14 protein-coding genes are annotated in these 15935 nt (G+C 71.4%); 8 read left to right on the forward strand and 6 right to left on the reverse strand.

The window, feature by feature from the left end; genetic code table 11:
• The first annotated feature begins 101 nt into the window (after positions 1–101).
• The 4 genes from ACGFZS_RS20485 to ACGFZS_RS20500 all read left to right on the forward strand — a co-directional run bounded on the left by ACGFZS_RS20485 (position 102) and on the right by ACGFZS_RS20500 (position 5713).
• A complete protein-coding gene (locus ACGFZS_RS20485; RefSeq protein WP_393796290.1) occupies positions 102–2672 on the forward strand; it encodes a glycoside hydrolase family 2 TIM barrel-domain containing protein in 2571 nt (856 codons plus the stop codon).
• A gap of 108 nt (positions 2673–2780) precedes the next feature.
• On the forward strand, positions 2781–4169 hold the full coding sequence (locus ACGFZS_RS20490; RefSeq protein WP_393796291.1) for a glycoside hydrolase family 43 protein: 1389 nt from the start codon (positions 2781–2783) through the stop codon (positions 4167–4169).
• Between the two features lie 235 nt (positions 4170–4404).
• Positions 4405–4884 carry a hypothetical protein gene (locus ACGFZS_RS20495; RefSeq protein ID WP_393796292.1) on the forward strand — a complete coding sequence of 160 codons (480 nt, stop codon included), beginning with the start codon at positions 4405–4407 and terminating at the stop codon, positions 4882–4884.
• A gap of 109 nt (positions 4885–4993) precedes the next feature.
• On the forward strand, positions 4994–5713 hold the full coding sequence (locus tag ACGFZS_RS20500; RefSeq protein WP_393796293.1) for a class F sortase: 720 nt from the start codon (positions 4994–4996) through the stop codon (positions 5711–5713).
• A 76-nt stretch (positions 5714–5789) separates the two neighbouring features.
• On the opposite strand, the gene ACGFZS_RS20505 is transcribed toward ACGFZS_RS20500, so the two are convergent.
• The 4 genes from ACGFZS_RS20505 to ACGFZS_RS20520 all read right to left on the reverse strand — a co-directional run bounded on the left by ACGFZS_RS20505 (position 5790) and on the right by ACGFZS_RS20520 (position 11261).
• On the reverse strand, positions 5790–6797 hold the full coding sequence (locus ACGFZS_RS20505) for a LacI family DNA-binding transcriptional regulator (RefSeq protein ID WP_393796294.1): 1008 nt from the start codon (positions 6795–6797) through the stop codon (positions 5790–5792).
• 2 nt (positions 6798–6799) lie between these two features.
• Positions 6800–8113 carry a glycoside hydrolase family 27 protein gene (locus tag ACGFZS_RS20510; RefSeq protein WP_393796295.1) on the reverse strand — a complete coding sequence of 438 codons (1314 nt, stop codon included), beginning with the start codon at positions 8111–8113 and terminating at the stop codon, positions 6800–6802.
• A gap of 17 nt (positions 8114–8130) precedes the next feature.
• Positions 8131–9654: an alpha-N-arabinofuranosidase gene (locus tag ACGFZS_RS20515; RefSeq protein ID WP_393796296.1), complete on the reverse strand. Its 1524-nt coding sequence runs from the start codon at positions 9652–9654 to the stop codon at positions 8131–8133.
• 161 nt (positions 9655–9815) lie between these two features.
• Positions 9816–11261 (reverse strand): glyceraldehyde-3-phosphate dehydrogenase, encoded by a 1446-nt coding sequence (locus ACGFZS_RS20520; protein ID WP_355722058.1) that lies wholly within the window; start codon positions 11259–11261, stop codon positions 9816–9818.
• Between the two features lie 176 nt (positions 11262–11437).
• Between ACGFZS_RS20520 and ACGFZS_RS20525 the strand changes: the two genes are divergently transcribed.
• The gene (locus tag ACGFZS_RS20525) at positions 11438–12631 is read left to right on the forward strand and encodes a hypothetical protein (RefSeq protein ID WP_393796297.1); all 1194 of its coding nucleotides are present in this window, start codon (positions 11438–11440) and stop codon (positions 12629–12631) included.
• Positions 12632–12652: 21 nt separating this feature from the next.
• Here the strand turns inward: ACGFZS_RS20525 and ACGFZS_RS20530 are convergent, their stop codons facing one another.
• A complete protein-coding gene (locus ACGFZS_RS20530) occupies positions 12653–13591 on the reverse strand; it encodes a LysR family transcriptional regulator (protein WP_393796298.1) in 939 nt (312 codons plus the stop codon).
• Positions 13592–13702: 111 nt separating this feature from the next.
• Here ACGFZS_RS20530 and ACGFZS_RS20535 point away from each other — a divergent pair, with 111 nt between their 5' ends.
• The gene (locus ACGFZS_RS20535; protein ID WP_393796299.1) at positions 13703–14344 is read left to right on the forward strand and encodes a LysE family translocator; all 642 of its coding nucleotides are present in this window, start codon (positions 13703–13705) and stop codon (positions 14342–14344) included.
• Positions 14345–14362: 18 nt separating this feature from the next.
• Here the strand turns inward: ACGFZS_RS20535 and ACGFZS_RS20540 are convergent, their stop codons facing one another.
• On the reverse strand, positions 14363–14983 hold the full coding sequence (locus ACGFZS_RS20540; RefSeq protein ID WP_393796300.1) for a TetR/AcrR family transcriptional regulator: 621 nt from the start codon (positions 14981–14983) through the stop codon (positions 14363–14365).
• A 145-nt stretch (positions 14984–15128) separates the two neighbouring features.
• Here ACGFZS_RS20540 and ACGFZS_RS20545 point away from each other — a divergent pair, with 145 nt between their 5' ends.
• Together ACGFZS_RS20545 and ACGFZS_RS20550 are read left to right on the forward strand one after the other, a co-directional pair.
• On the forward strand, positions 15129–15590 hold the full coding sequence (locus ACGFZS_RS20545; protein WP_393796301.1) for a cupin domain-containing protein: 462 nt from the start codon (positions 15129–15131) through the stop codon (positions 15588–15590).
• The gene (locus tag ACGFZS_RS20550; protein WP_393796302.1) at positions 15587–15931 is read left to right on the forward strand and encodes a hypothetical protein; all 345 of its coding nucleotides are present in this window, start codon (positions 15587–15589) and stop codon (positions 15929–15931) included. Before ACGFZS_RS20545 ends, ACGFZS_RS20550 begins: the two co-directional genes overlap by 4 nt.
• The last annotated feature ends 4 nt before the right edge of the window (positions 15932–15935 follow it).

Raw genomic sequence — 15935 nt, forward strand, 5'->3', positions numbered from 1 at the left:
CCGCGTCGTGAGGCGATGGTAAGGACCCCGACAGCTTGTTGCATATTACTTGCAGGAACAAGTCCTTTGCTGAATTCCTCTCAGGAGACGGAGAGTCGACGATGAGCGAACAGCACACCGGCGGAGTGACCCGACGTCAGGCCCTCGGGCTGGCCGCGGCGACGGCGGCGGCCCTGGAGGCCGGCCTGCCGGCGACGCGGGCGACGGCCACCGCTGCCCGGGTGCCGCGCGAGCGGTCCTTCGACGCCGACTGGCTCTTCCTGCGCGGCGACGCCGACGGCGTGCAGCAGCCGTCGTACGACGACACCGCCTGGCGCACGCTGGACCTCCCGCACGACTGGAGCATCGAGGACCTGCCCTACGCCGGCTCCACGGACGGCGCCGCCACCAGCGACCCCTCGCTGCTCGTCCTGAAGGACCCGGACCCGGACCAGCCCCCGGCCCCGCAGGAGATCGGTCCGTTCGACACCGCGCGCAGCCAGAACGGCGGCTCGACCGGCTACACCGTCGGCGGTATCGGCTGGTACCGCAAGCACTTCGAACTCGACGCGGAACACGCGGAGTTGCGCTTCGACGGCGTCTACCAGAACGCCGACGTCTGGCTCAACGGCGTCCACCTCGGGTTCCACCCCTACGGCTACACCTCCTTCGCGTACGACCTGGGCCCGCACCTCGACCGCACGGGACCCAACCTGCTGGCCGTCCGGGTCGACAACAGCGGCCGCAACAGCCGCTGGTACTCGGGCTCGGGCATCTACCGCCACACCTGGCTCACCGTGACCGGCCCGGTCCGCATCCCCCTGTGGGGCGTCCAGGTCACCACCCCCGAGGTCGGTGCCCGGCGCTCGACGGTGCGTGTGGAGGTGGCCGTCGAGGGTGCTCCGGCGGACGTGCGCGTCACCGTCCTCGACCTGCACGGCGACCCGGTCGCGACCCGGCGCACGGCCACCGGCGCCACCGGCCGGGCCGCCCTCGACCTGCCCGTCCGCTCCGCCGCGCTGTGGTCCCCGGACTCGCCCCACCTCTACACCGCCCGCGCCGAGGTGCTGGTCGGCGGCCGGGTCGTCGACACCGTCAGCACGGCCTTCGGCATCCGATCCCTGCTCTGGAACGGCGAGGTCGGCTTCCGGCTGAACGGCGAGACCGTCAAGATCACCGGCGGCTGTGTCCACCACGACCACGGGCCGCTGGGCGCCGTCGCCCTCGACCGTTCCGAGGAGCGCCGGGTCGAACTCCTCAAGGCGGCGGGCTTCAACGCCCTGCGCACCGCCCACAACCCGCCGACCCCCGCCCTTCTCGACGCCTGCGACCGGCTCGGCATGCTGGTGATGGACGAGTTCTTCGACGTCTGGGACACCGGGAAGAACCCGGACGACTACGCGCTGCACTTCGCCGAGTGGTGGGAGCGCGACCTGACCGCCACCGTCCTGCGCGACCGCAACCACCCCAGCGTGGTGATCTGGTCCCTGGGCAACGAGATCACCGACACGACGAACGGCCGGCGGGGCGCCCAACTGGCCGCCGCCGTCCGCGCCCTGGACCCGACCCGCCCCCTCACCCTCGGCGGCGGCTCCACCTTCGGCGCCGACGACCCGTCCTGGAGCTATGTGGACGTCGGGGACGTCCACTACAACGCCAACGGCAAGACGTACGGCCCGATGCACGACGCCCACCCCGGGCGGGCGATGACCCAGAGCGAGGGCTTCCCGGCCACCATCTACCAGGACACCAGGTTCGTGGAGGAGAACGCCTGGGCCGTCGGCAACTGGGTGTGGGCCGCCTGGGACTACCTCGGCGAGTCCGGCATCGGCAAGACGCCGATGGCTCCAGAGGGCACGGCCGCCTCGATCGGCGACCAGAGTGTCATGCCGGGCTGGTCCCTGGCCCGTACCCTGCACCACTCCTGGGGCGGATTCGGCTATCCGTACCCCTGCTTCCAGGGCAACTGCGGCGACCTGGACCTCATCGGGCAGCGCAAGCCGCAGAACCACTGGCGGGCCGCGCTCACCGGCCGCAGCCCGGTGGAGATCCTGGTGGAACGCCCGACGCCGCCCGGCACCGAGCAGGTCGCCGTCTGGTGGGGCTACTTCGACGAACTCACGAGCTGGACCTGGGACGTGGACCTCGGCCACCCGATGACCGTGCACGTCTACACGCCCGGTGACGGCGTCCGGCTCCTGCTCGACGGCGAGGAGGTCGGCCGGGCGGCTCCCGAACGCGCCATGGCCACCCTCACCGTTCCCTACCGGCCGGGCGAGCTGACGGCCGTGGCGTTCCGCGACGGCAGGGAGATCGGCCGGACGGCCCTGCGCACGGTCGGGGCCCCGGCGGCCCTGCGCCTCGTCCCCGACGTACGGTCCCTGACCACGGGGCGCGACGACCTGGCCCATGTCCTCGTCGAGGTCGTCGACGCGCACGGCCGGCTCGTCCCCGACGCGACGGTCCAGGCCGGATTCGAGGTCGGGGGCGCCGGTGAGCTGGCCGGGGTCGCCAACGGCAACCCGCACAACGTGGACAGCTTCCGGCGGCCGCGCCACCACACCTGGCACGGCCGGGCGCTGGCCGTCCTGCGCCCCGGTGAACAGCCAGGTCACATGAGGCTCACAGCGACGGCCCCCGGACTGCGTCCGGCGACCCTGACGCTCGCGGTGGAGCGTGGGAAATCCGAGTAACTCCCTTGTTACGCAAGGATTGACGCGCCCCACGCGTCCCTCTAGTTTCTGATCGGTTTTCCGAACCGCGTCCGATATTTCGGACAATCCCCCCTGTCTGGAGCGCACATGAACGGCACCCCCCTGTCGCGCCGCCACTTCCTCGGCCTGACCGCGACCGTCCCCCTCGCCGCCACCGGTGCCCTGGCCCTCGGCGCCGGAAGCGCACAGGCCGCCACCAACTCGGCCTACGTGATGTGCTACTTCACCGAGTCCCCGGACATGCTGGCCGCCAACTACGGCCTGCACCTGGCCGTCAGCACCGACGGCCTCCAGTGGACCCCGCTCAACCAGAACGACCCCGTCGCCACCCCCACGGCCGGCTCCCTCGGCCTGCGCGACCCGTTCATCCTGCGCAAGCAGGACGGCACCTTCGTGGTGCTCGCCACCGACCTGAACGGCACCGACTGGACCTACGTCAGCCAGTACATCCACATCTGGGACTCCACCGACCTGCGCAGCTTCACCGGCTACCGGCGGATGAAGCTGCACGACATGGACACCCACAGCTGGGCGCCGGAGGCGTTCTGGGACGCGGGCCGCGGTCAGTACGGCGTCATCTACTCCGCGGTCAACAGCAGCGGCCACAACGTCATCATGATCAACTACACGAGTGACTTCGTCACCGCCGGCGACCCCCAGGTCTTCTTCGACCCCGGCTACGACGTCATCGACGGCGACCTGGCGGTCGGCGTCAGCGGCGTCAACTACCTGTACTTCAAGAAGAACTCCACGCTCGTCGGCGCCCGCTCCACCTCACTGGACCCGGGCAGCTTCACCGAGTTCAGCACGGCCGTCTCGCACAACGGAACCGAGGCCCCGACGCTGGTCAAGTCCCTCACGTCCAGCTCCACCTGGTACCTGTGGGGCGACACCTGGGACCCCAACGGCGTCTTCTACGCCTGGCAGACCTCGGCCCTGTCGGCCGGCACCTGGACGGCCCTCGACCAGAAGACCTACACGCAGCCGCTCAACTCCAAGCACTGCGGCATCCAGCCGATCACCTCGACCGAGTACACCAACCTCGTCACCCAGTGGTCCACCCCCACCTGGAACCGGCTGAAGTCCTACAACTACCCGGCCCGGTACGTCCGGCACAGCAACTTCGTCGGCCGGATCGACGAGTACGCCTTCGACCCGTACACCGACGGCCTGTGGAAGCTGGTCCCGGGCCTCGCCGACAGCGGCGGCGTGTCCTTCCAGTCGGTCAACTACCCGACCCGCTATCTGCGCCACTACAACTACCAGCTGCAGCTCGACGTCAACGACAGCACCACGTCCTTCGCGCAGGACGCCACGTTCTACCGGACGGCCGGCCTCGCCGACTCCTCGTGGTCCTCGTTCCGGTCGTACAACTACCCGACCCGCTACATCCGCCACTCCAACTACGTCCTGCGGATCGACCCCATCTCCACGAGCACGGAACAGGCCGACGCCACCTTCTACGTCGGCTACTGACACGGCGGCGGGCCCGTCGTCCGCGGACACTCCGACGGCGGGCCCGTTCGTGCCCGAATGGCGGTGTGCCCGCCCGGAGGATTGACCCAGCCGGGCGGTGTTGGGCGTGTCGCCACCCCGGATGGGCGGCCGGGATGGTGCCGGGCGGGGGCCTGGCTGACGGTGGTTCATGTCGGAGCCGGGTCGTTACAGCTGATGGAGTATCGGCGCCCGGCCACGGCGGAAGGACATCGAGATGCGTTCTGCCCGCATGATCCTCGCGACGACGGCCGCCACCGCCGCCCTCGCGTTCGCCGCACCCGCGGCCCAGGCCGCGGTCGCGAGTGACTGGGACGACGGAGGCCGTGACGACTCTTCCTACAGCAGCAGCGACAGCAAGTTCGACCCCGACACCTACAAGGACCAGGAGGACGAGGGCCAGGGAGGCAAGGGAAACCAGGGAGGCAAGGAGGACCAGGGGGGCAAGGGAGACCAGAGCGGCAAGGGGGACCAGAGCGGTAAGGGAGACCAGAGCGGTAAGGGGGACAAGGGCGACGACCAGGGCGGCTCCTGGGGTGACGACGAGGAGAGCGGCAAGCCGCACGGCGGCATGCACACCGGCGGCGGCGGCCTCGCCACGCCCGGGGTCACGGCCGGCGGGCTGGCCGTCCTCGGCGTAGCGGCCACCGGCGCCTACGCGCTGCGGCGCAGGAGAGTCCCGGGCTCCGTGTCCTGATGGGCATACGCAGCCGGGGGCCGCGGTGCCGCCGACGTCCGACACGCCGACGGCACCGCGACCCCCGTTGCCGACCATCCCGCTGCCGTGCCCAGAAAGGTGACCCCCGATGGCAGCTGGCGCCTCCTCCCCGCGCCCCGGCGCCCCGCACGCCGACCCCCCGCACCCCGTCGGCCCGCCTCCCGAGGACCCGAACGCCGGGGAACCGGACGGCCCGCGGCGCGGCGGACGGCTGCCCGTGTGGGCCGTGGCCGTGCTGCTGCTGGCCGTGGCGCTGTTCGGCGGACACGGCAAGGCCTCCGACGGCTCGGGCACCGCGCCCACCGAGAGCGCGGACGCGGCCCCCTCGTCCGGTGTCCGCGGGACCGCCACGGCGCTGTCCCGGTCCGCTCCGACGCGTCTGGTGATCCCGAAGATCTCCGTGGACGCCCCGTTCACCGAGCTCACCCTCGGCCCGGCGGGCCAGCTCCAGCCCCCGCCGTCCGACGACATCAACCTCGTCGGCTGGTACTCCGGGGGCCCGGCTCCCGGTGAGGCGGGCACCGCGATCATCGCGGGCCATGTCGACACCAAGATCTCGGCGGCCGTCTTCGTCCGGCTGGACGAACTCGAACCCGGCGACCGCTTCACGGTGAGCCGGGCCGACGGCACCGACGCCCACTTCGTCGTCGACAGCGCCGACACCTTCGCGAAGGACGACTTCCCGAGCGAACGCGTCTACGCGGACACCCGCCGTCCCGAGGTCCGGCTGATCACCTGCGCCGGCGACTACGACCACGACGTCAAGGACTACACGGAGAACCTGGTGGTCTTCGGCCACCTCGTCTGATGTCGCACGCGTGATCGCGTGTCGGTCATGAACCCCGGCTGGACCGTCCGGCCGGTGGCCCGGGCGGCCGATCGGTTCAGCCGCCCGTCGACTCCCGCACCACGAGGCGGAAGGGACCGGTGAACTCCTCCCGCTCCGGCCCGGGCCCGGCCCCGTCGATGCGCGCCGCCAGCAGGGCGACCGCGCGTTCGGCCATCAGATCGTGGTCCGGGTCGACGGTGGAGAGGGAGGGGACGAGATACGCGCTCTCGTCGACGTTGTCGAAGCCGATCACCCTGACCTGCTCCGGCACCCGGATCCCGGCGTCGGCGAGCGCGCGCAGCACTCCCATGGCCACCGAGTCCGTCACACAGAACACCCCGTCGGCGTCGAGACCGTCCGCGAGCCTTGCCCGGAGGGCACGGGCGCCCCCCTGCATGGTGAGCGACTCGGCGGTCACCACCAGCTCCGGATCCGCCGGCAGGCCCGCGGCCGCCAGCGCCCGCAGATACCCGGTGTGCCGCAGGGTCGACACATCGGCGTCGCCGCCGAGCCGCCCGCACACGATCGCGACGCGCCGGCAGCCCCGCTCGACGAGATGACGGGTGGCCGCCTCCGACGCGGCCTCGTTCGGCATGGCGACATGGTCGACGGGACCGCCGAAGATCCGCTCGCCCAGGATCACCACCGGATGGTCGACCTCCAGCGCCTCGGCATCGGCCGGCCCCATCCCCACGGTGGCGAGGATGAGGCCGTCGTAGAGCCGGTTGCGGGACAGCGACAGAGCCGCCAGCTCGCTCTCGCGGCGGGCACCTGTCTGCTCGATGCTCACCCGGAGGCCGTGCCGGGCGGCCGCCGCGATGATCGAGGCGGCCAGCCGGCCGTAGTACGGGCGGTTGATCTCGGGGACCGCCAGACCGATGGTCCCGGTACGGCCCTTGCGCAGGTTGCGGGCGGCGACGTTGACCCGGTAGTCGAGCCGGGTGATGGCCGCCAGGACGCGGTCCCGGGTGGCCGGGCGGACGTTGGGGTGGCCGTTGATCACGTTGGAGACGGTCATCGCCGACACCCCGGCCGCCTTCGCCACGTCCTGGATCGTCGCCACGCTCACTCCCGTCCGCTGTCCTCCCCGCTCTCCTCCGCAAGACGATAGAGGGCGGCGCCGTGCGGGGGCAGTTCGACGATCAGCCGCCGGCCGTCGTGGGCGGTGTCGGCGTGGGTCCACAGCTCCCGGACCCGGTCGCCGGGCAGGGCTCCGATCGACCCCAGCGGCACCTCGAAGCGGCGCGCCTGGTCCGCGAGCGAGAACACCGCCGCGTACCGGGCGTGCCCGTCGGTGTCCCGGGCGGTCCACAGCACCAGGTCCCGCTCGCGCAGCACCTCCCGGTTGCCGGTGCTGTGCCACAGGACGTCGAGCGCCTCGTCGTTGCTGAGCAGGGCGATGGTCTCGGGCGGGGAGGTGGGCAGGTCGCCGCCCATCATCAGCGGCGAGCGGGAGATCAGCCAGAGGGTGAGGAGGCTGGTCTGCTCGGCAGGGGTGAGGGCACACTGGCGGTCCGTGCCCCGCTCCGCGCGGATGCCGATGTGGCCCAGCGGCAGCATGTCGGCGTCCGCCCAGCCGGGGCCGTCCTGCCAGGGGGCCCAGCGGGCCATGCGCGCGAACTGCGCCTCGACGTCCTCCCAGCGGTCCCACAGGTCGTCGCAGACCCGCCACATGGTGGCGTGCTCCCGCAGATGGTCCAGGCGGGCGACCGACATGTCGGTGCCGGGGGAGAGGCTCAGCTCGATCGGGCGCCCGCTGCGCTCGATCGCCCGTGCGTAGGCGGCGATCTCCCGCTCGTGGTACGGGAAGAGCATGTCGTCGGCCTTGACGAAGTCCACGCCCCAGGCGGCGAACTGGGCGACCTGCGCGTCGTAGTACGCCTGGGCGCCGGGATGGTCGTGGTTCAGGCCGTAGTTGTCGGAGTTCCAGGGGCAGACGGAGTCGGTGTCGGCGACCTGGGCGGCGGTGAACTCCGTGCCGAGCACGGGCAGTCGGGCCGTCACGGCCCGCCGGGGGATGCCGCGCATGATGTGCAGCCCGAACCGCAGGCCCATGGCGTGCACCCGCGCGGCCAGCGGCCCGAACCCGGCCCCGGCCGTGGCGGAGGGGAACCTGTTGGGCGCCGGGAGCTGGCGGCCGTGGCCGTCCAGGACGAGCGGCGCGTCCGGGTTGTAGCCGTGGGAGCGCGCGGTGGGTTCGTACCACTGGATGTCCACCACGACGGTGTCCCAGCCGTGCGGGAGCAGGTGCTCGCGCATGAACTCCGCGTTGGCGAGGACCTCGTCCTCGGTGACGGTGGTGCCGTAGCAGTCCCAGCTGTTCCAGCCCATCGGCGGGCGCAGCCGGCGGGCGGGCAGCGGACGCGAGGATCGGGTCATGTGCGCACTCCTTCCGGTCAGCGCTGGTTCAGGGGGGCCTGGACGGTGACGAACGAGTGCGGCGGGAGGGCGAGCCGCAGTCCGCCGGGGGTCACCGACAGGCCGTCGAAGGGGCGCGGCGCGACCGTCGTCGACGCCTCGGGGGTGTTGTGGGCCTGGAGCTTGTCGGCCGTGAGGATGCGCGCGGTCGGCGCGCCGAGGGTGCCGCCGCGCAGGTCGAGGGTGACCTCGGCGGGTTCCTCGGCGTCCAGGTTGCTCACCGAGACGAGCACCTGGCCGTCCTTGACGCTGGCGGAGGCGGACAGCGTCTGCAGCTCCCCGTCCCCGGCCCGGCGCCGGGCGCCCTCGCCGTTGAGGTGCACGGTGAGCGAGGTGGCGTCCTGGTGGCCCTTGTTCATCTCGAAGACGTGGTAGGTCGGGGTCAGGACGAGTGCGTCGCCGTCGGTGAGGATCATCGCCTGGAGGACGTTGACGGTCTGGGCGATGTTGGCCATGTGCAGCCGGGCGGCGTGCTTGTGGAAGATGTCGAAGTGGGTGCTCGCCACCAGCGCGTCGCGCAGGGTGTTCTGCTGGAAGAGGAAGCCGGGGTTCGTGCCGGGCTCCACGTCCCACCAGGTGCCCCACTCGTCCAGGACGAGGCCGACCGTGCGGCCCGGGTCGTAGACGTCCATGACGGTGGAGTGGCCGGTGAGGATGCGGTCGATGCGGGCGGCCGAGAGCATCGTGCGGTAGTAGTCCTCGGTGTCGAACTCCGTGGCGCTGCCCTTGGCCTCCCAGGGGCCCGCGAGGGTGTAGTAGTGCACCGAGAGGCCCTGGAAGAAGTTCTTCGGGGTGGCCTCGCAGCCGAAGCAGCTGATCTGCTGCATCAGGGTCTCGGTCCACTTGTAGTCGGCGTCCGAGGCGCCCGAGGCGATCCGGTAGAGCTTGTTGTCGCCGTGGTCCCGGCAGTAGGTGGCGTACTGGCGGGCCAGGTCGGCGGAGTACTCGGCGCGCATGTTGCCGCCGCAGCCCCAGGTCTCGTTGCCGATGCCCCAGTACTTCACCCGCCAGGGCTCCTCGCGCCCGTTCTCCTTGCGCAGCCGCACCATCGGGCTGTCGCCGTCCCGGGTGAGGTACTCCACCCACTCGCTCATCTCGCGGACGGTCCCGGAGCCGACGTTGCCGCTGATGTAGGGCTCGGCGCCGAGGAGTTCGCACAGGGCCATGAACTCGTGGGTGCCGAAGTGGTTGTTCTCCTCCACGTTGCCCCAGTGGGTGTTGACCATCCGGGGCCGCTGCTCGCGCGGTCCGATGCCGTCCCGCCAGTGGTACTCGTCGGCGAAACAGCCGCCCGGCCAGCGGAGGTTCGGGATGTCCAGGGCGCGCAGGGCGGCCACGACGTCGAGGCGGATACCGCCCTCGTTCGGGATCGGGGAGTCCTCGCCGACCCAGAAGCCGCCGTAGACGCAGTGGCCGAGATGCTCGGCGAAGTGGCCGTAGAGATGGCGGCTGATCGTCGGGCCCTCGATGTCGAGGTTGATGATCGCGGTGGCGGTGGGCACGCGGGTACTCCTGTCCAGACCTGTTGTTCGGTATACAGAACGACGTTCGCGACTCCGGTTGTATCGATAAAAAACTGCCATCGGACCGTGGCCGCGTCAAGAGCGCGGACGGCCCGGCCCCCTGCGGGCGCAGGGGGCCGGGCCGTCGGAGGCGGGGAGGGTCAGACCGCCGGGGAGGGGAACGTCGGGTACTCCACGCCCGAGACGTGCTGGACGACCCGGACCACCTGGCAGGAGTAGCCGAACTCGTTGTCGTACCAGAGGTAGAGGATCGCGTTGTCGCCCTCCACCTTCAGCGCGCCGGCGTCGACGATCGACGCGTGGCGCGAGCCGATGAAGTCGCTGGAGACCGCGTCCGGGGCGGTGATGAAGTCGATCTGGCGCTTGAGCGGCGAGGTCAGCGACACCTCGCGGAGGTAGTCGAGGACCTCCTCGCGGGAGGCTTCGCGGGCCAGCTGCAGGTTGAGGATCGCGATCGACACGTCCGGCACCGGGACCCGGATCGAGCTGCCGGTGATCCGCGCCTTCAGGTCGGGCAGTGCCTTCGCGACGGCGGAGGCGGCACCCGTCTCGGTGATGACCATGTTGAGCGGCGCGGACCGGCCGCGACGCTCCGACTTGTGGTAATTGTCCAGCAGGTTCTGGTCGTTGGTGAACGAGTGCACCGTCTCCACGTGCCCGCGCAGCACCCCGTACTCGTCGGCCATCGCCTTCAGCGGCGGCACGATCGCGTTGGTGGTGCAGGACGCGCAGGACAGGATCTGCTCGTCCGGCTTGACGGTGTCGTGGTTGACGCCGTGCACGATGTTCGGGACGTCGCCCTTGCCCGGTGCGGTCAGCACGACCTTCTCGATACCGGGGCGCAGGTGCTTGGACAGGCCCTCGCGGTCCCGCCACTTGCCCGTGTTGTCGATGAGGATGGCGTCCCGGATGCCGTACTCGGTGTAGTCCACGGCGGACGGGTCGTCGGCGTAGATCACCTTGATCTCGTTGCCGTTGGCGAGGATCGTGCTGTTCTCCTCGTCCACGGTGATCGTGCCCTGGAACTGGCCGTGGATGGAGTCCCGGCGCAGCAGCGAGGCGCGCTTGACGATGTCCTCGCCGCCGGCCCCGCGCACCACGATGGCGCGCAGCCGCAGGCCGTTGCCGGAGCCGGACTTCTCGATGAGCAGCCGGGCGACCAGGCGGCCGATGCGGCCGAAGCCGTACAGGACGACGTCCCGCGGCTCCCGCTGCTCGATCTTGTTGGCGCCGGTGGCCCCGGCGACCGCCTCCGCGGTGAACGCCTCGACGCTCAGACCCCGGTCGTCGGCCTTGTGGGTGGCCGCGAGCATGCCGATGTCGATCTGGGACGGGCCGAGGTCCAGCGTGGTGAGCGCCTGGAGGAAGGGCATCGTCTCGGTGACCGAGAGCTCGGCGCCGTCGATCTGGCGGGCGAAACGGTGGGTCTTGAGGATGCTGACCACCGACTTGTTCACCAGGGAGCGGCTGTGGAGGAGGACCGTCACGTCCCGCTCCCGGTGCAGCTTCCCGATGATCGGGATCATCGACTCCGCGATCTCCTCACGGTTCTTCCAGTTGGTGAACGAGTCCTCGTTGACAGTCACAGACCTGCATCTCTCGATCGAGCTGGGTGGCGCTCATATGGTAAACCGACAGGTGAATGATCGATCAAGGGGGTCTCCGTGTGATGCGGGTCGCCCAGGTCTGAACGGGTGCGGAAGACCGTAAGAAACCTCCGTGACGCGTTGCGCCGCCGCGGGCCGCTGCCGATCGTCGGAGCGTGAGCACGTCATCCGTCCGGCGGCCCGGATCCGCCGAGCAGCTCGGTCCCGCCCACCCCCCGGCCCTCCGCCGCACCCCGTCCGGCCCGGCGCGCGCCCTGGCGCTCTTCACGGCCGTCCGGCTCGCCGGAGTCGCCGCCGTCGTCGCGGCGAACCACTTCACCGGACGCCCCCTGGTCAGGGACCTGGCGCACGCCTGGGACGCCCGCTGGTACCAGCACATCGCCGCCCACGGCTACGGGCACCTCATCGAGATCACCCGCCAGGGAGCCGTACAGACCGACTGGGCGTTCTTCCCGCTCTACCCCGGACTCGTCCGGGTCGTGACGACCGTGCTGCCCCTCACCCCCGGCCAGGCCGCCTTCCTGGTCGCCGCGGCCGCCGCCGTGGTGGCGGCCTGGGGCATCCACCGGGTCGGCGCCCACCTGTACGGGGGCGCCGTCGCCACCGCGCTGGTCGTGCTGTGGGCGGTCCTGCCCCAGTCGGTCGAACTCACCATCGGCTACACCGAGTCCCTCTTCTCCGCCCTCGCCGCCTGGTCCCTGTACTGCGTGCTCAAGGGCCGCTGGCTGTGGGCCGGTTCCCTGGCCGCCCTGGCCGGCCTGTCCCGCCCGAGCGGCTTCGCGGTCGCGGCGGCCGTCGTGGTCGCGGGCGGGTACGAAGCGGTACGACGACGGGGCCGCGTCCCCGTGGGACTGTGGGCGGGGTGCCTGCTGGCCCCGCTCGGCTGGCTCGGCTACGTCCTGTGGGTGGGGCAGCGCACCGGGGACCTGCTCGGCGGCTACTTCGAGGTGCAGCGCGCCTGGAGCTCCCGCTTCGACTTCGGCGCCGGGTCCCTGCGTTTCCTCAAGGGGCTGCTCCTGCACGGCGGCGCCTTCGTCTACACCGTGGACCTGGCGATCGTCGCGGCGGGCGTCCTGCTCTTCTGCCTGCTGTGCCTGGACCGGGCCCCGCTGGTCCTGGTGGTCTTCGCGGGTGTCCTGGTCCTGGTCGTCATGGGCGGCTCGGGCGACTTCTCCTCCAAGCCGCGCTTCCTGCTCCCCGCCTTCCCCCTGCTGATCCCGCTGGCCCGGGCCCTGGTCAGGAGCCGCCGGGCGCGGCCGGCCCAGGCGGTCCTCGTCGTCGGCGCCCTCACCGCGGTCTCGCTGCTGTTCGGGGCCTACGTCATGACGGTCGCCCGCTCACCCCTGTGAGGCCTCAGCCTGGTGGCGGCCTCATTCCTGTGGCGGCCAGGCGTCCTTCAGCTCGGCCGCCACGTCCAGCAGCAGTGCGCGGAAGACGTCCGCCAGCGGGGTGAGCGCGGTGTCGGACCGGGTCACGGCGTGCAGATCGCGGTGGAGCGGCGGGTCGGCGAGCGGGCGGTGCGTGGTCCCGGGGACCCGGGTGAGGGCCAGCCGGGAGACGAGCGCCACGCCGTAACCGGTGCCGACCAGCGCCTGGGCGAGGTCGTACGACGCCGTCTGGAAGCGGATCCTGGGCGTGAACCCGGCTCCGCCCGCCGCCCGGTCGAGCTGCTCACGGGCGGCGTGCCCGGCCAGGATCGTCACCCAGGACTCGTCGCGGAGCTGCTCAAGGCGCAGCGGTGTGCCCTCGGGCGAGCCGGTGACCAGCGGGTGGTCGTCGGGCAGCACGATCACCATGGGGTCGCGCAGCAGGGTGTGGACGGCGACGTTCGGGAGCGGCTCCGGGGGCAGGGCCCAGGAGGCGATCACCGCGACGTCGAGCTCGCCCGCCGCGACCCGCTCGACACCGCGGTCGGACAGCAGGTCCTCCACCGACACGTCCGCCTTCGGATACCGGTGGCGCAGCGCGGTCAGGGCGGGCGGGAGCAGATGCAGCGCGGCGGCCAGGAAGGCGCCGACCCGCAGCCGCAGCGACAGCTGACCGAGGAGCGCGGCGAGCCGCTCGCCGGCCCGGTCGGTCTGCTCGTCGATGATCCGCCCGTGCTCCGCGAGCAGCGCCCCGGCCGCGGTGAGCGACGCCCCGCGCGGCCCGCGCACCACCAGCGGCGCGTTCCAGTCCCGTTCCGCCCGGGCCACCTGCTGGGTCACGGCCGCCGGAGTGACACCCAGCGCGTGCGCGGCGCCGGTGAGCGAGCCATGGCGGTCGATCAGGGCGAGCAGACGCAGCTGGCCCGGATCCGAGGTCATCATCACTAAATCATCTTAATGCTGACCAAGAGAGCCCTAACTTCTCTTCACGCGTGCCCCGCGCCAGCCTGGTGGTGGATCACCTCCCACCCCAGGAAGAAGGTCGGCGGCACCGTGCCCACCCATCTGCCCCTGTTCGTGATCACCACCTGGCTGCTGGCCATGCTCCCGGGCGCCGGGCAGGCGCTCATGATCCGCCAGACCCTGGAGTTCGGCCCCCGCCCCGCCCGGGCCACCATCGCGGGGAACGCGACCGGACTGCTCGTCTGGTCGACCGCCGCCGCGGTGGGCCTCTCCGCCGTCCTCCTCGCCAACCCGCACGCCTATCTGGCGGTACGACTCGCGGGCGGGGCCGTGCTGCTCGCGCTCGGGGTCAACACCCTCCGGGCGGCGGCCCGGCAGCCCGCCGCCGACACCTCCTTCGTGAGCGCCACGGGTGGCGCGACGGTCGGTCCCGGCGGGCTCTGGGGTGCGTACGGCGCCGGGCTGGGGACGACGCTGGGCAACCCGAAGGCCGGCGTCTTCGCCGTCTCGGTGCTCCCGCAGTTCGTCTCCCCGCACGGTCCCGTCCTGCTGAGCAGCATCGCGCTGGGTGTCCTCTGGGCCGTCGTCCAGGTCTGCTGGTACCTCCTCTTCGCCTGGGCCGTCGGCCGCGGCCGGGCCCTGGTGTCCCGCCCGGCGGTCCGCCGCACCCTGAACATCGTCACCGGCGTGGTGCTGTGCGGGCTGGGCGTCGCGGTCGCCGGGGGCGTGTGAGCGGCGGGCGCCGGCGGTTCAGTCGGCGGCGGGGATCGCGGCGACGGCCGCGACCGCTGCCGCGGTCATCTGCCGTGCGGTGGTCACCAGACCGGCGATCGCGTCCTCAGGGGCCAGGTCACAGAGGTCGAGCAGAGCGAACAGGGACTCGGCGCTGATCACGAGGGCGAGGCCACGCACCAGTTGTTCCACGTCCGGACGTCCCGCGGAGCCGGATTTTTCGATCCACGGGGCGAGAGCGTGCTCGATGAGTCCGAAGCGGTGGGCGGGACGGCCCTTGGCCATCGAGGGTTTCGCAATGGTCGAGGAGACGACCACCCGGACGGCGCCCTGCCGCCGCAGCACCGCCCGGCCCAGGACCTCCGCGGCCTGGCCGATCCGTTCGACCGGGTCGTCGCCGCGCGTCACCGAGCGCAGGACCGCGACCAGATCCTCCGACATCACCGCGGCCCGCAGGAGCGAGAGGAGGTCGGGAAAGTAGCGATAGGCGGTCGCTTCCGAGACCCGCGCCGCGGCCGCGATCTTCGGCATCGTGATCTCCGCCCCGGTGTCGGCGAGGTCGCGGGCGGCCGCCACGATCGCCGACCTGGTGCGTTCCATCTGACTGCTGAGCCCGTTCGGGCCACTCCGCTCGACCATGATCGTCCTTTCCTGCCGACCGAGAGCATACCGGCGGGGTCATCACCATCATGAGAGCTCACTCTTTTTTTGAGAGTGGACTTGCATGCGGATCGAAACTGATCATATGGTCCTGGTGTTCGCAACCACCAGGCAGGGAGGCTTCATGGCCAAGGTGTCGATCATCGGTCCCGGCGACGGCGAGTTAATCGTCAGCGGGCCCTCGACGATCCGGATCCTCGAGGACGGCAGCAACACCGAACACCGGCTGGGAATGGGTGAGATCACCATCCCTCCGCACACCCCGGGTCCTCCGCAACACCGCCACGCACAGCACGACGAAGGCTTCTACGTACTGTCGGGCCGCGTGCGCTTCACCGTCGGTCAGGAGGACTACGACGCCGGTACCGGCACATGGGTCATGGTCCCGCCGGGCGCGCCGCACACCTTCGCCAACGTGAGCGACGAAACGGCGGTCATGCTCAACACCTTCACCCCGGACCTGTACGTGCAGTACTTCCGCGACCTCAAGGCGATGGTCGACTCCGGGCAGCCGTTGTCGCACGACTCCCTCGCGGCGGTCTGGACGAAGTACGGCACCGAACCGTCGACCGACTACGCCTCGTGAACGCTCTGCTTGCGGCCAACGCCGTCGCCGCTGTCGCCGCCGTCGCCTTCGCGCTCGTGGGAGGCGTGCGCCCGGCGGCGCTGAGCGAGAGCGGCACGCCGAGTGCCGGGGAACGCTTCTACGGCTGGATGTACGCGACCAGGGGAGTGCCACTGGGGGTGGCTGCCCTCGTCGCACCGCTCGCGTGGTCGGGGCCGGCCAGTGCACTCGTTCTGTCCGCGGCGGCCGCGGCCCAGGTGGGCGACGCCGCCATCGGGATCGCCACGCGGAAATGGACGATGATCGCGGGCGCCTCGCTCCTGACGGTCGTACACACCGCAACGGCCGTCGCCACCGCGTGAGCGC

This window comes from Streptomyces sp. NPDC048288 (genome assembly GCF_043201555.1).
Lineage (GTDB): Bacteria > Actinomycetota > Actinomycetes > Streptomycetales > Streptomycetaceae > Streptomyces.